The 16,089-nt window shown below is 39.5% G+C and carries 11 protein-coding genes; 8 read left to right on the top strand and 3 right to left on the bottom strand.

Annotated features, from left to right (window positions below; all coding sequences use genetic code 11):
• Nucleotides 1-19 precede the first annotated feature (19 nt).
• The gene (bepA, locus tag KK487_RS09495) at nt 20-1,477 is read right to left on the bottom strand and encodes a beta-barrel assembly-enhancing protease (RefSeq protein WP_036954286.1); all 1,458 of its coding nucleotides are present in this window, start codon (nt 1,475-1,477) and stop codon (nt 20-22) included.
• Between the two features lie 12 nt (nt 1,478-1,489).
• Nucleotides 1,490-2,140, bottom strand: a complete 651-nt coding sequence (locus tag KK487_RS09490) for a hypothetical protein (protein ID WP_016900419.1) — start codon at nt 2,138-2,140, stop codon at nt 1,490-1,492.
• Nucleotides 2,141-2,283: 143 nt separating this feature from the next.
• Between KK487_RS09490 and KK487_RS09485 the strand changes: the two genes are divergently transcribed.
• From KK487_RS09485 to KK487_RS09450, 8 genes are all read left to right on the top strand, one after another.
• The gene (locus tag KK487_RS09485) at nt 2,284-2,502 is read left to right on the top strand and encodes a hypothetical protein (protein ID WP_013465251.1); all 219 of its coding nucleotides are present in this window, start codon (nt 2,284-2,286) and stop codon (nt 2,500-2,502) included.
• Complete coding sequence (locus KK487_RS09480; RefSeq protein ID WP_016900418.1) at nt 2,495-3,571, top strand: AI-2E family transporter; 1,077 nt, start codon at nt 2,495-2,497, stop codon at nt 3,569-3,571. The genes KK487_RS09485 and KK487_RS09480 overlap by 8 nt, the downstream gene beginning before the upstream one ends.
• Nucleotides 3,572-3,678: 107 nt before the next feature.
• Nucleotides 3,679-5,934, top strand: coding sequence for an aminotransferase class V-fold PLP-dependent enzyme (locus tag KK487_RS09475; protein ID WP_036954289.1), 2,256 nt, complete (start codon nt 3,679-3,681; stop codon nt 5,932-5,934).
• Nucleotides 5,935-6,253: 319 nt separating this feature from the next.
• A complete protein-coding gene (pgi, locus tag KK487_RS09470; protein WP_036954292.1) occupies nt 6,254-7,900 on the top strand; it encodes a glucose-6-phosphate isomerase in 1,647 nt (548 codons plus the stop codon).
• Nucleotides 7,901-8,134: 234 nt separating this feature from the next.
• The gene (zwf, locus tag KK487_RS09465) at nt 8,135-9,607 is read left to right on the top strand and encodes a glucose-6-phosphate dehydrogenase (protein ID WP_013465247.1); all 1,473 of its coding nucleotides are present in this window, start codon (nt 8,135-8,137) and stop codon (nt 9,605-9,607) included.
• A gap of 3 nt (nt 9,608-9,610) precedes the next feature.
• Nucleotides 9,611-10,321: a 6-phosphogluconolactonase gene (gene pgl, locus KK487_RS09460; RefSeq protein ID WP_013465246.1), complete on the top strand. Its 711-nt coding sequence runs from the start codon at nt 9,611-9,613 to the stop codon at nt 10,319-10,321.
• 579 nt (nt 10,322-10,900) lie between these two features.
• The gene (locus tag KK487_RS09455) at nt 10,901-13,519 is read left to right on the top strand and encodes a TonB-dependent receptor (RefSeq protein WP_033104402.1); all 2,619 of its coding nucleotides are present in this window, start codon (nt 10,901-10,903) and stop codon (nt 13,517-13,519) included.
• Between the two features lie 76 nt (nt 13,520-13,595).
• A complete protein-coding gene (locus KK487_RS09450; RefSeq protein ID WP_215521723.1) occupies nt 13,596-15,131 on the top strand; it encodes a tryptophan halogenase family protein in 1,536 nt (511 codons plus the stop codon).
• A 37-nt stretch (nt 15,132-15,168) separates the two neighbouring features.
• On the opposite strand, the gene KK487_RS09445 is transcribed toward KK487_RS09450, so the two are convergent.
• On the bottom strand, nt 15,169-15,879 hold the full coding sequence (locus KK487_RS09445; RefSeq protein ID WP_036954296.1) for a DUF6445 family protein: 711 nt from the start codon (nt 15,877-15,879) through the stop codon (nt 15,169-15,171).
• Nucleotides 15,880-16,089: the final 210 nt, after the last annotated feature.

Genomic DNA, 16,089 nt, shown 5'->3' with positions numbered 1-16,089 from the left:
AGGTGAACTCACTAAAGACTTAAAGCCTCGCAAGCTCTTTTTGCAATAACCGATACTGTGTGAGTAACGCTTTTAAGCGCTGTTGCTTAACATTTTCACTTGGCTCTACAAAATTAAGCGCTTTTTGTATTTCATCGGCCGCTTTTAAATACGCACCATACTGAGATAATACATCGGCATTGGCTTCATGGTAGGCCGCCAATTTTTCTTGTTTTTTGTAGGCGTCAGTTAAAAGCTGTTTGCCTAAACTGTGATCGGGTTTTTCCAGTAAAAACGACTTTAATATATTTTCAGCTAACTCATTTTGCTCAGCCTCTAGTGCCGCGTTGGCGTAATTTAAGGTGATCACTTGGTTATTTGGCCGATAATTATTTAGCTCGCTTAAGTAACTAACAGCCTCTGCGGCTTTTTTTTGTGCAATGAGTAAATCTGTTTTGGTATCAATATAAAATAAGTTTTTAGGATCGTCTGCTAGTAACTTATCAAGTATAGGCTGTGCTTCATCCGTCTTTTTTTGATCAAGCAAACTAATAGCTAAGCCGTACTGTAATGCTACGTTGTTATAGGTGTTTTCGCGCATTAACTTTCTAAATAAGGCTTCTGCGTTTTCGGGTTTGTTATCGTAACGCGCTAGGACTCGGCTTTTTGCTAAGTCAAAATCAAGGCTCGAGCTTACCTGGCGTTTAGGGTATTGCTCGGCGCGAAGGCGAACATCTGACACACGACTTTCAGGAAGAGGGTGAGTGAGTAAAAACGCCGGTGGTTTATATTTATAACGAATTTGTGCGGCAAGTTTAGTTAAAAATTCACTTGATGCTCTGGCATCAAACCCTGCGTTGTTGAGGGTTTGCATGCCCATTCTGTCTGCTTCTTGCTCGGCAGAACGGCTATGTGTCAGCTGACTGAAAGCTGATTGTGTTTGGCTGGCTGAAATAATAGCCATACCGGCATCAGGGGCTACAACCGCGGCTAAAATACCAGCAATCATGCCTGCAATGGTAAGCCCGCTATTATCTTGCTGCTGCTGAATGCGCCTTGCTAAGTGGCGCTGTGTAACGTGTGCAATTTCATGGCCAAGAACCGATGCAAATTGACTCTCGTTATCGGCTTGGGCTATTAATCCGGTGTGTACACCAACATGGCCGCCATAAAATGCAAATGCATTGATTTCGGGATTATTTAACCAAAAGAATGAAAACCCAAAACGCACATCATTGGCGTTAGCAACTAACTTTCTACCTAAGGTTGTTAGGTATTCATCAAGCACCGGATCGTTAATCAAAGGCGATGAGCCTCTGATCTGCATCATCATCACTTCACCAATCGCTTTTTCTTTTTCAATTGGCAATGCTTGTAAGGCTGAAGTGCCTAAGTCGGGCAGTTGAAGATTGGTTTGTGCCTTTAACGGCTCACTTATCAGTAGGCTAAACGTAAGCGCTGCACTGCATAAAGTGATAAAGGCTGATTTTAGCTGCATTATATTCCTTGTTTATTTTTTATCAGGGGCACTAGCACTTGAAGGATCATCTGTGTATAAACGGCTGTCCTTTTCACATAGTTGATAAAACGCCTTTATTGTGACCCCATCAACCTTAACAATGTTCAATTGAGTTTGTAAAAAAGCAATAATTTTATGAACCACTTTGTGAGAATGTAATATAAGCGCTTTATCTGCCTCATCACCTTGGTCTAAGTAAAAGCCAATAAATTTATGTAATTGATTAATGCGAATAACGGTTTTCATAGTCAATGGATCCCATAACCTAAACTCCATCGATTCATCATGTCGTGCGTACCTATCGATGGCGGTATCATTAGAAAAAGGGAAGGCTTGTAATTCAAAACCACGCTCGGTAAACACTTGATGCAGTGAAATTCGTGGTTTGTTATTGCTTTCTTTTTCATAAAGCTCGTTGGGGTCTATTCCCAGCGCTTCTAAATTCCAATTGCGTTTGTCGATAATACGCTTAATGGCATTATCAAATCCGTGATCTAAAATACTTTCACATTCACTTACCGACGAAGCCACTAAATGATAAAAATGCGGCAGCTCCCCCCAATTAATTTGCTTTTTAAACCAATTAATTTCTTTGAGAGTTGGATTGCTAGGCAATTGCGCTTTATTATGCGAATTAGGCATTAACGTATCCTGATAGCTAACGATGTTATAAGGATAAACCATTGCAGAGGTTGTTTTAAGAAAAAGTTAAATTTAACTGCGGTTAATCTCAATTGGCCCTGTTATAGGACTTATTATTAATGTGAATAGGTAGCGAAACGAGTATGCTAGAGCTAAATTTACGCGCTTATAAATGCCCACAGCAATTTATTCAGTTTAAATTAGGGCTGCGTGATGCAATATCGTTAAAACAAGCAATTACCTTTAATATCTCACAAGAACAAAACACTGATGATATTGAACGATATTTGCAAAAAAAAGCGTATTATTACAAGTTAAATAAACAACAGGGGTTGTTATTAGTGGAGCCGTTACGTGTTTGAATATGTAAAAGCATGGTATGAAAAAAAGTTTTCTGATCCTGATTCAGTCACTTTACTTTTTTTATTGTTGGCACTGGTTGCCATGTTGTATTTTTTTGGCCCATTAATTGTGCCTGTGTTAGTGGCACTGATCATAGCTTATTTATTAGATTGGCCTGTGGTTCACTTAGAACGGTTTGGCCTTAAGCGTTTTACTGCCACCAGCATAGTAATGCTGATATTTATTGGCATTATGCTCACTTTAATATTGGTTATAGGCCCTGTGCTTTGGCAGCAAAGCAGTAACCTAGTCCAAGAAACACCGCATATGGTCGAACAAGGTAAATCGTTTTTACTCGATCTGCCTGATAAATACCCCAGCCTTATTAGCGCAGAGCAAGTACAATCGATTGTAGTAACCGTTGAAACCAAAGTTCTCGACTTTGGCCAAGTGGTATTGTCTGCGTCGCTTAATTCATTAAAAGACGCTGTAGCATGGTTAATTTACCTTATTTTGGTACCGCTACTGGTGTTTTTTATGCTCAAAGATAAAGTAGAGCTCAGTGCCAGCATTGCTAAAATGATCCCACGCCAACGCCGCTTAATTTTACAAGTGTGGCATGAAATGAATCAGCAAATCATGAATTATATTCGTGGCAAAGTATTTGAAATTTTAATTGTTGGTTCTGTGTCGTTTATTGCTTTTACCATACTGGACTTACGGTACGCCGCGCTTTTAGGCGTTCTCGTAGGCTTTTCGGTGCTTATTCCGTTTGTGGGCGCAGCGTTAGTAACTATACCAGTGGCCGCAGTAGCGCTGTTTCAGTTTGGTTTAGAAACTCAATTTTGGACCGTTTTAATTATATACGGCATTATTCAAGCGCTCGATGGCAACGTATTGGTGCCTTTATTGTTCTCTGAAGCGGTTGATTTAAATCCGGTATTTATTATTGTTGCGGTGCTATTTTTTGGTGGGCTATGGGGTTTTTGGGGAGTGTTTTTTGCCATTCCATTAGCATCATTAGTCAAAGCACTTATTAATGCTTGGTCATCCAAACACGAAGAACTCGCGCAAGAGCTCGGTAACTAAAAGGTATAGTAAACGCACTTTAATTACGAAAGATTATTACTCATTCCTGTCAAAACTATGTACTATTGGGAATAAGATATATTTTTTAGTAATAAGGTGCGTTTTTAATGTCAGAGTTTTTATTGCCAGATGAACCCAAAGCTCAAGTTTATCTCGATGCAAATGCGACCACACCTGTATTGCCATGTATTGCAGAGGTGGTGTGCCATGCTATGCAAATTTGTTTTGGTAATCCCTCAAGTCCTCATATAACCGGTATTCAAGCTAAACACTTATTAGAACAAACTAGGCAAAAAGCCCGTACCGTCATTGGCGCGCAGCAAGGTGATATTTTATTCACCTCGGGTGCCACTGAGGGGATTCAAACCGCCATCGTATCGACGCTCATTAATGCAAAACACCATACAAAGCCAAATCCCGTTTTATTGTATGGGGCAACCGAACATAAAGCGGTGCCTAATACGCTAAAGCATTGGAATACAGTGCTTGAGATTAACGCTGACATTATTGCTATTCCAGTTAATCGTGATGGTATTTTAGATTTAGACTTTATTGCTCAACATATTGATGACGCTTTGATGATTTGCACGATGGCCGTTAATAATGAAACCGGTGTTTACCAAGATTTAAGCGCCATAGAAAAGGTGATTCGTAGTCGTAATAGCCAAGTCACTTGGATGGTTGATTGTGTACAAGCGCTTGGCAAACAACAGCTCAACCTAAGTGAAACAACGATTGATTATGCGCCTTTTTCAGGGCATAAACTTTATGCACCTAAAGGCATAGGTTTATTGTATATTCGTCAAGGCAGCCCATACACGCCTTTTATAGCCGGTGGCGGCCAAGAAAGTGGCATGCGCTCTGGTACAGAAAATCTCCCCGGTATAGCTGGGCTCAATAAGCTGTTTAGTTTGCTGCTAGATAAACAAGACGAGACTTTTAAATCAATAGATGTACTTAACTTGTATCGGGATAAACTGCATAGCGCCTTAGTTGATACTTTTGGAAGTATTACCTTTAATCATGACTTTGCCTGCTCTGTGCCCACAACGCTTAATTTTGCGGTTAACGATTTAACTAGTAAAGAAGTTATTGATTTGTTTGACGCTGCAGGTATTAGGGTCAGCGGTGGCTCTGCATGCAGCACGGGAGCTACGCAGAGCTTTGTGCTTGATGCGATGGGAGCCTCACAGTGGCAAAGTGAAAACGCTATTCGTTTATCATTTGGCCCTGCTGCTACGATGGCGCAAATAGATGATGCATGTGAACAAATTAGAGCGCTTAAAACGGTATTACAAGCTAACTGTTTAGTGATTTCTGATAGCAGTTTTCCTTTGCAAGAAGTATGTGCTTTAGGGCTTACCCAATTTAGACACCAAGGTGCATGTAGTTGGTTGTATGTAACAGATGATCAACATGCATTTATTATCGATCCGATTATTGAACTGATCCCTCGCTTTGAAAAAATAGTAACTACGCAAAATTTAACTATTACCGCTATTTTAAATACGCATGAGCATCAAGAACGTCACTGCGCACTTGATTTAATGCGCAGCGCACTTAAAGAATACTTAGTCGCTGGAGAGGTTGATAAATTAGGCTGGCCAACTAATAGCGACAAATTGCAATTAACCACTCACGTACTCGAAAAGCTAGCCACACCCGGGCATAGCCAAGATAGCGTGAGTTATTTATTAAAAGCGAATAATGGAGATGTTCAGTATTGCTTTTGCGGTGATTTAATTTTACCTGCAGGGCTTGGAAATACCGCGCTTGATGGCGGGGATGCAATGAAAATGGCGCATTCTTTGACGATTTTAGCAGCAGAGCTGAATCCGCAAAGTGTGGTGTGTTCAGGGCATGATTACCAACAGTGCTTTGCAATGAACTGGGCTGTTCAACAGCAGCAAACGCCATTGTTACAAAAGCTAATTAAAGGTGATATTGATGACGCTGAATTTGCCGCACAAAAACAGCAAGCAGATTTACAACAACACACACAAGCCAACACGCTCTGTGGTTATGTTAATGCTAAGCCTGCTGTAGAAACTTCGCAATTAAGTTTTAACCAAGCAAAAGAAATACTGGTAGAGGGCAATGCGTATTTAATTGATACCCGAGAACCTTATGAACACGGCGCTAATAATTTAAGCGCATTGCTAAACGTACCCATAGCTAAAACCTTAAATATTCCTTTAAGTCGAATGGCTCATGCACTTACGCAAGGCCAATTGGACAAAAACAACCAGTATATTTTAGTGTGTCGCAGTGGTAACCGTTCAAAAATTGCGGCAGCAAATTTGACTGAGCTTGGTTACAGCAGTGTTTATAACTTATCGGGTGGTTTAGCGTTAACCGGTTAATTATTTATTTAGAGGAAAGGCCGACATTTGTCGGCCTTTTTTTTGCTCGCTTTAATTTGGATCAGTTAGAAATTAATAAAATCTTCATTAAAGAGAAGGGCTGATCAGTTGTTAAATTCAATTTTTAATTTTATGATACCGGTGTCAAAAGCAAAAAATTGCGCTATTATCTGCATCGAAGCTTATAAAAATAACGCAAATTAGACTTTTTAAGCTATAATATTGGGCTTTGCTTTTTACAAAATTCGGTTATTTTGCGTCGTAAAAAATTAAATAAAGCGCTTTAAATCAATAGATTAATAAATTAGGGGATGTTTACATGGCGAGCCGTTCTGAGTTAGTAAGTTGGCAAGCACTAGAAAATAGTGCACAAAAGATGGCACAAACACATCTGAAAACTTTATTTGCACAAGACGATTCTCGTTTTTCTCAATTTTCTACTCACATTCCTGGTGTATTGTTTGATTATTCAAAACAACGTATTGATGAGAAAGTTTTCGCTCAATTAATCTCATTAGCTAAAGAGTGTGATATTGAAGCGTGGCGTGAAAAAATGTTTGCCGGTGAGAAAATAAATATCACCGAAGACCGTGCCGTATTGCATACCGCACTTAGAAATCGCGCCCATACACCGCTTATTGTTGACGGTGAAAATATTACTGAGGCGGTCGATAGCGAACTTGCTAAAATTAAAACCTTTGTTGAAAAAGTACGCAGCGGGCAGTGGTTAGGTTACACCGGTAAAGCGGTGAAAGATGTAGTGAGTATTGGAGTAGGGGGGTCAAACCTAGGCCCTCAAACGGCGACTGAAGCACTTAAAGCAGTGGTTGATAAGCCGTTAAGCGTTCATTATGTTTCTAATGCTGATGGCGTACAAATTGCGTCAGTATTGAATAAAGTTGACCCTGAAACAACGTTATTTGTTATTTCGTCAAAAACCTTTACTACCTCAGAAACCATGACCAACTCAAAAACAGCGGTTGATTGGTTTTTAAATAGCGCCAAAGATAAAAGCGCCATAGCAAAGCATTTTGTGGCAGTAAGCACCAATTTAGAAAAAACCGCGGCATTTGGTATTAGTGACGAAAACGTATTTACCATGTGGGATTGGGTTGGCGGTCGTTTTTCACTTTGGAGTGCCATTGGTTTACCTATTGCACTTTATGCCGGCTTTGAAGCATTTGAAGCTATTTTAGAAGGGGCGTTTGAAGTTGACGAGCACTTTAAGTCGGCACCGCTTGAGCAGAATATTCCTTTAATTATGGCGCTGTTGAGTGTATGGAATACCAGCTTTTTAGGGTTTGATTCGCAAGCTATTTTACCTTACGACCAAGCATTGCATATGTTGCCTGCGTATTTACAACAAGGTGAAATGGAAAGTAACGGTAAGCACGTCACTTTTGATGGGCAAACCGTACCTTACACTACCGTGCCTATTATTTGGGGCATGACGGGAATAAATGGCCAGCATGCGTTTTATCAATGTTTGCACCAAGGCAATGTAATTGTCCCTGCGGACTTTATTGGCTCTGTAAAACCACAGGTTAACGTTGATAAGCATCACAATATTTTATTATCGAACTTTTTTGCACAAACCGAAGCATTAATGAACGGGGTAGATGCGCAGCAGATAACCGCTGATTTAACAGCCAAAGGCAAAACGCCTGCGCAAATTGAAATGCTACTAAAGCATAAAATTCATCAAGGAAACCGCCCAACAACGTCTATATTATTAGACACGGTTGATGCAAAAGCGGTGGGTCGTTTAATTGCACTGTATGAACATAAGATTTTTTGCCACGGTATTCTTTTACAAATATGTTCATTTGATCAGTGGGGCGTTGAGCTTGGTAAAGGTTTAGCCTCTAAAATTGAAGCTGAATTAACCGACGATAACGTGGTTAATGAGCACGACAGCTCAACACAGGGCTTGATGGCGTACTACAAACAACACCGTACGCAGTAACACATTCACTTATTGCACAATAAGTAACCAAATACCTTTGAACGGGTAGCGCTGGAGTCCTAGGGCCTGTATTTTTGTGAGAGGAATTACAGTGTCCCTAGACCCATTTTTTATGGCGCATATAACGAACAACATTAGTAGGCTTTGTGCTAAGGCCTGCATATCCAGATAATAAACCGCTATAACTGATTACCAATACGGTAGTGGCAGGTAGCATAAACGTAGAGAGTAACTATGCTTAATCCTTTTGATATTATAATTTTTGGGGGCGGTGGTGATCTTGCGTTACGCAAATTACTTCCTGCAATGTATCGAGCATATCAAGAAGGTAACTTACCGCAAGGCTCACGTATTTTGCCTACCGTGCGCGAACAAAGTAAATGTGATGAATACATTGATACCGCACACAAAGCATTACAAGAATTTTTAAGCGAAGGCGAGTATAACGCTAAGGATTGGAAATCGTTCTCAGCGTTTTTAGTGCCTGTAGTGAGTAATGTTACCGAAGCGGATGATAACTGGGATGTACTGAAAAAGATTCTTGATGAAGACGACAGCGATAAATCTCGTGTGTTTTACTTATCTCTTCCGCCAGCTGTGTATGGCACTTGTTGTGAAATTCTATCTACTAAAAAATTAATAACAGCCAATTCACGTGTTGTTGTAGAAAAACCAATTGGCTATTGTGGCGAGTCTGCAGAAGTTATTAATGCGAAAATTGCACAGTACTTCGACGAAGATCAAATCTTCCGTATTGACCACTACCTAGGTAAAGAAACCGTTCAAAACTTAATGGCATTGCGTTTTTCAAATTCATTATTTGAAAACATGTGGGATGCTAAATCGATTGATAACATCCAAATTAGCTTATCAGAAACGGTAGGGCTTGAGAGCCGCGCTGGTTTTTATGATAAAGCCGGTGCTTTGCGTGACATGGTGCAAAACCACTTGTTACAGCTACTTTGCTTAGTCGCAATGGAGTCACCGCATAAACTTAAAGCCAATAGTATTCGCAATGAAAAGTTAAAAGTATTAGAAGCATTACGCCCATTAGAGGGCAGCGATGTTGATGACAATATTATTCGTGGGCAATACGTACCGGGTGATTTAAACGGTAAAATAGTCCCAGGTTACTTAGAAGAGCTAAACGAAGGGGCAAGTAAAACTGAAACCTTCGTGGCTATTCGTGCGCACATTGATAATTGGCGTTGGGCCGGTGTGCCTTTTTACCTGCGTACCGGTAAACGTATGGCAAAGCGCTGCGCTGAAATTGTGGTTGAATATAAAAAAGTATCTCATAACGTGTATGAGGACAGCGTAGGTAATATCGAGCCAAACCGTTTGGTGATCCGTTTACAACCACAAGAAAGCATTCAATTAACGCTGATGTCGAAGCGTTTAGATAATTTAGACATGCAACTTGAACCTGTAACGATGAATATTGAGCTGTCGCAAGCATATAGTAATGGCTTTCACTCAGATGCTTACAAACGTTTAATGCTTGATGCTGCAGCGAATAATCCATCATTATTTATTCATCGTGATGAAGTACGCCAAGCATGGAAGTGGATTGATCCAATAATTGAACGTTGGCAAGAGAAAGGCAAACCAGCACTGTATAGAGCCGGTAGTTGGGGCCCTGAAGATGCAGATGAATTATTAGCAGAGAATAATCATGTTTGGTTTAATACTGGCGATAAGGCATAAGTGATGGCAACAATAGTAGAAAAGTTTTTTGACGATAAAGCTGCGCTGACTGATGAATTATCTCAGTCGTTAGAGCATGCTTTACGTGATGGTATTGAACGTGATGGCCGTGCAGTATTAATGGTTTCAGGCGGTTCTTCACCTGAGCCGGCTTATAAACATTTATCGACCCTTGATTTAAACTGGGCAAACATTGATGTTGCTATGGTTGATGAGCGCTGGGTTGAGGCAAGTCATGAAAAGAGTAATGAAGCATTCATCAAGCGTACTTTGTTACAAAACCATGGTGCAGCGGCTAATTTTATTAGCATGAAAAATACAGCAGCCACTGCAGAGCAAGGGGTTGATGCCTGTGAAGCGCAGTTTCAAGCATTAAAACGTCCTTTTGATGTGACTATTTTAGGCATGGGCCCAGATGGCCACACCGCGTCATTATTCCCACATGCACAAGGCCTGAAAAACGGCTTAGATTCAAGCCAACTTGTGTGCGCTATCAACGCGATACAAAGTGACGTAACAGGCAGTATTACTGAGCGCATGAGCTTAACGTTAAATGCGATTGCACAATCTAAAGTGGTTAAATTGCTAATTAGTGGCGATGAAAAGTTGGCTGTTTATAAACAAGCTTTAGCGGGGGGCGATGTGAATGACATGCCGTTACGTGCGGTATTAAATCACCCTGAGATCAACATTGAAGTGTATTGGGCGCCTTAATTTTAATATAAATTAGATGTGCGCTAAACCTCTTTGTATTGATGGTTTAATGAAAGGTCAGTCGCTTTTGCTACTGACCTTTTTTATTGCTGATCTGTTTTACTCTTTGCTGAATTAAACAAAGCAGCGCAGAGATAAAGATGAAATGCTGAGTATTGCCTCCACAATTAGCAGTATAAAATAGGCTTTTACACCGGTTGTAAATACTGAATAAATTTTACTTATAGCCAAAAAATCAAATGGTTAAATTTATTAAACACTAACTCACAAGCATGTTTTACGGTTTGAAAATTCCTACTCACCACGTCGTTTTAAACAAAATCAATTTAAAAATGCTTCAAGTACATGCTGGAAATGTGAGCGAATTAAATAAATTTAATTCGGCTTTTTCATGCAATAATTAATTTCTTTAAAATCATTTGCTTAATGTTGAATTGGCTATTTTTCGTACAAAAAGAGCGGAAAAATGTAGCAAAATTGTAATTTTGCATGTATGGTTTGTTACTACTATGACAGCGCTGTCATGGCGGTAGGCAAAATGATAAACAAAAACCAACAAAATGATTCAAGGGGAATCCTGTGTTAGCTAAAAATTTTAAAAAAAGCTTATTAGCAGTAAATATCGGCTTAGTAATGGGAGCCGGGTTCACTGGTGCTGCATTCGCAGCCGATGAAACTAAAGTTCAAGAAGATGTTGAAGTAATCCAAGTTACGGGTATTCGCGCTTCAAATAAAGAAAACTTAAACGGCAAGCGTTTTTCAAATGCCGTTGTTGATGTTGTAACAGCTGAAGACGTTGGTAAGTTTCCTGATGGCGATGTAGGTGAATCTCTTGGTCGTATTTCTGGTGTCAGTGTATCTCGTCAATTTGGACAGGGTCAGCAAGTATCTATCCGTGGTGCATCAGCACAATTAACACGCACATTACTTGACGGTCATACTGTTGCCTCAACTAGCTGGTTCGATCAACAAGCGGTTGATCGTAGCTTTAATTATTCATTACTACCTTCTGAATTAGTAGGTGGCTTAGAAGTTTATAAATCATCTCAAGCTAATCTAGTTGAAGGTGGTATCGGCGGTACTGTAATTGTTAAAACTCGTAAACCGCTAGATTTAGATGCAAACACTGTATTTGCTAGTGTTAAAGCTGATTACGGTACAGTATCTGAAGAGACAGATCCTGAGCTTTCAGGCTTGTACAGCTGGAAAAATGATGGTGAAACATTTGGTATCTTAGCTGCGGGTTCATTATCAGAAGTAGATTATCAACGTAACGGTATTGAATCGTCAGGTGGTTGGAGTGGCGGTATGGCACCCACAACCTTCCAGCAAGCTCGTGAGCGTACTGCGTATAACGTAGCTATGCAATATCAGCCATCAGATTCGCTAGTTTTAGGTCTAACTTATACAAGTTTAGAGCTAGATGCTAACAATGCTAACTCGCAAATCATTATATTCCCAGGTGATGGTTCATGTGAACAAACGAACGCCTCAGGTAACTGTGTTTCGCGTAATATCGACGGCAATGGCACGGCTTTTTTCCAAACATGGGCGCGTAAAGCAAGCATGAAGTCTGATACTATTGACTTAGATTGGAAATATGACTCAGAGTTATTCACCTTTAAAGGTCGTGTAGGTAAAACAAGCGCAGACAGTGATGTAACAACGGCAAACTATGGTATGTTTGCAAATAACAATAGCGACTTAAATGGGTCTATTGATATGACTGGCGACGTGACTAGATTTAATTTAGCTAACCAATCATACGATGCTAGCATTTTACCTGATACCATCAGCCCACAAACTTGGGCGCCTGAATACAACCCTGATTCAGATGAAGAAAGTTACTTAAATTTAGACTTTGAAATTCCTGTTGAGCTTGGTGTTATTACCGCAATTAAAACGGGCTTAAGATATGCCGATCACAAAGTTGTACAAGATGGTAATGCAGCTAATGTGAATGCCGATTTAGTACCTGTACGTAATGCTAATGAATACTACCCAGGTACTGTGACTGCGGGTGGTGGTTTTGTAATACCTGAACCTGATATGGATCTAATGATTGCTGATTCATTAGCAATGACAGAAGGTTATACAGCGCGTCCACAAGCATACGGCACCATAGAAGAAGAAAATTTTGCTTTATATGCGATGGCTGATTTTGACACCGGTGGTATTCGCGGTAATTTAGGTGTTCGTTATATATCAACTGATATTTCGTCAGATTACTATGATTTAAGTGATGAAGGTGTTTACGACTCGACGTTATCTACAGACAAAGCCGATTACAGTGAGTTCTTACCAAGCTTAAACGTGGTTATGGACTTAGCTGACGACTTAATCTTACGTACCTCAGCAGCACAAGTTATCTCTCGCCCTAATTACGCAGATTTATTTGCAACGCGTAATCTAGCGGGTTATACAGATAACCGTCCTTTAAATGAAGTGTTAAATACGGGTAATGTAGGTTTAAGTCCATTTAAAGCGTTCCAAGCAGACATTGGTGTTGAATGGTATTTTGATGACGATGCTATGTTAAGCGTCACATACTTCACTAAAGAAGTAAGCTCATTTATTTCTACCCAACAACAAACAAACCAACAAATTGGTATCGACATCCCAGTTTATACGACTAACCCAGATGCCGGCGAGCCACCGTGTGGTGCTCAGCAATATGACTGTTGGACAGTAAGCTCATCAACAAATGGTACGGGTGGTTCAATCGAAGGTATTGAGTTCCAAATTCAAGATTCATTCGATAACGGCTTTGGTTATTCATTTAACTACACCTATTCAGATGCGAAAGCACCAGCAGAAAACTACCCAGACCGTGTTGGGGTATTCTCTGATTCATCGAAAAACAGCTATAACGTAGTTGGTTTTTATGAAAATGATGATTTCTCTGCCCGTTTAGCATATAACTGGCGTTCAGAGTTTATTATTCGTGAAGCACCAGGTTGGTACGGTAACCGCGAGCATCAAGACTACGGACAGCTAGATTTCAGTGCAACATACTCTGTAACTGATTACTTAGATGTTACTTTCGAAGGTATTAACCTAACAGAGGAAGACAGCGTTCAGTTGGGTAACAATGATGCATCTACCTCATTACCAAACCCTGATTTACTGAATGACTTCCCAGTGTGGAGTTTTGAAGGTGAAGCACGTTACAAGCTTGGTGTAACAATGCGTTTTTAATACGCTAAATGAGTAAAAATAACCTAGGCCCAGCATTGCTGGGCTTTTTTACAAGGTTAAACTTTATTGGTGATTTATGGATATAAAAAAAGTTGCAATTGTAGGTGGTGGAACAGCCGGTTGGTTAGCTGCAAACCACATTGGCAAAGAGATGCTCAATCGTAAAGGTATATCTGTTACTTTAATAGAGTCCCCAGATATACCGCCAATTGGTGTCGGTGAAGGCACAGTCCCCGATATAAGGAATACCCTAAAAAGCTTTGGTATTCGTGAAGATGAATTTATTAGGCAATGTGATGCAACGTTCAAGCAGTCAATAAAGTTTATTAACTGGATGGATAAGAAAAAACATGGCGAAGGCAACTTTTTTCATCATTTATTTGATGTGCCAAGCTCTTATGATGCCAAGCATTTAACTTCTTATTGGTTAAATAACAAAGAGAAAAGTCAAAGTTATGCGCAGGGCTTATCTTCTCAGCATGTTATTTGTGAGGCAGGCTTAGCACCTAAAAATATCACTAATGCTCAATATGAAGGGGAGTTGGCTTACGCGTATCATTTTAATGCAGGCCAGTTTGCACAGCTACTCGCTTGTAATGCAAAAGAAAAGTTTTCTGTAGAGCATATACACACCCATGTTACACAGGTAAAGCTTGGCGATGACGGCGCTATTGCTGCACTTATTACAGATAACAATGAAGAGCTTGAGTTTGATTTTTATATTGACTGCTCAGGCTTTGAATCTTTACTTATGAGTAAAGCGTTAAAGATTCCTTTTGTTGATGTATCTGAGAGTTTATTAATTAACAGCGCATTAGTGGTGCAAGTACCAACCAAAGCCGATGATGCTATTCCTCCTTACACACTTGCCACCGCTCATCAAGCTGGCTGGATTTGGGATATAGCGCTCACCAATAGGCGTGGAGTCGGTTTTGTTTATTCAGATAAGCATATGACGGATGAACAGGCACATGAAAAACTTGACCGTTATTTAGGTGACAGTAAGCAAGATCTTACCTACAGAAAAATACCAATGCGGGTCGGTTACCGGAAAAAGTTTTGGCATAAAAATTGTATTGTACTTGGCTTAGCGCAAGGCTTTTTAGAACCATTAGAGGCAACGTCAATATTATTAACTGACTTTTCAGCTAAATTTTTAACGTTGCGCTTCCCATCATCAACTGAGCAGCTTGAACAGTTAGAAACGCGGTTTAATCACGCTATGGGGTATGCGTGGGAACGTACTATTGATTTTATTAAATTGCACTACTGTATTTCAGATAGAACAGATTCAGCTTTTTGGGTGGCCAATAAAAGTGATGACACTATTTCTGAGTCATTAAAAGAAAAGCTTAGTTTGTGGGAAGAGTTCATTCCGGTTAGAGATGACTTTTTCAGCCAGTTTGAAGTGTTTTACTTAGAAAACTTTTTATTTGTACTTTATGGAATGCATTTCAACACTAAGGCACCGCCTTGTACCAGTGCAGAACATGAACACTGTTTAGTACGTTTACAACAACGAGCTGAGATAGATCAATACTTAATAAATAAGCTACCCAATCACAGAGCGCTTTTAGATAAAATTAAACAATATGGACTGCAGTCAATCTAATGATTTGTGAAAGGCGTAAGCGGTATATTCAAACAGCTCATCTCACACTTGCGAAAGAGGCTATCGAAAGACGGCCTTTTTTAGCATCCGCTAAGCAGCTTTGTTCAGAATAAATATTGGCACTGTGTAATAAGTTACCTTGGTAAATAACAAGGCGGTTAAATTTAGCATCAACTTTAAAAACCTGTTCAAATAAACTTGTGCTGCCAGCTAAATAGCCTTGATGCTCATTAGGGGCTTTTTTAACATCATTAACTATATCTGCGAGCAGTGGTTTGTGCTGTTGTTTAAATTCAATAATGTTTTGAGGTATATACTTATAAATACTTGTTCCACCAAGCTCCTCTGGCGATAAGTAATGTACAAATGCGTAATCTCTCTCATCACAAGAATCAATATGCGGTACTTTTTGATCAACAATTAAATTCGCAGGTTTGCATGAAACTAATGAAAGTAAACTTTTATGTAGAACAGACTGCTGATAATCTTTATTGTCTATTTTAGGCAGTATTTCATTTTGAAAAAATGCATGTAAAACCCTTAAATAAGGTTGCGGCATATTGTCGCGAATACCAGGGTAGAAGGAGTTGTCTGAAAACATAGGGTTAAAGTAGGCTATGTTGTGAGCAAAATTCAATACACTCTTGGTATCTAAAAGAAAATCATCTACAACGAAGGCTGATAGTTTAGTGCCTGGGATCATCACCTTTTTAATTACTAAGTTTGGGTTTACAGTTAAATTTTTCATTATTTAATGTCTATTTTTGATGGGCTTATTTAAGTGAGAACTTTTTATTTAGGCACAAAAGTAATATACCACCGAAGACAGCGTTGTCAAAGGGCGCTTTTTGAGCTAATTGTGTTTACGAATTTCTTCTTCAGTGGCTTTTATTGGTTATTTGTTGAAATAATCAGCGATAATGTTTTTGTTAATTATTAACGTACAAAATGACACAAA

It is taken from the genome of Pseudoalteromonas sp. SiA1, assembly GCF_018732205.1.
Classification (GTDB): Bacteria; Pseudomonadota; Gammaproteobacteria; order Enterobacterales; family Alteromonadaceae; genus Pseudoalteromonas; species Pseudoalteromonas tetraodonis.
The sequence above is the reverse complement of the archived record's forward strand: the minus strand, read 5'-3'. Positions and strand labels throughout refer to the sequence as shown.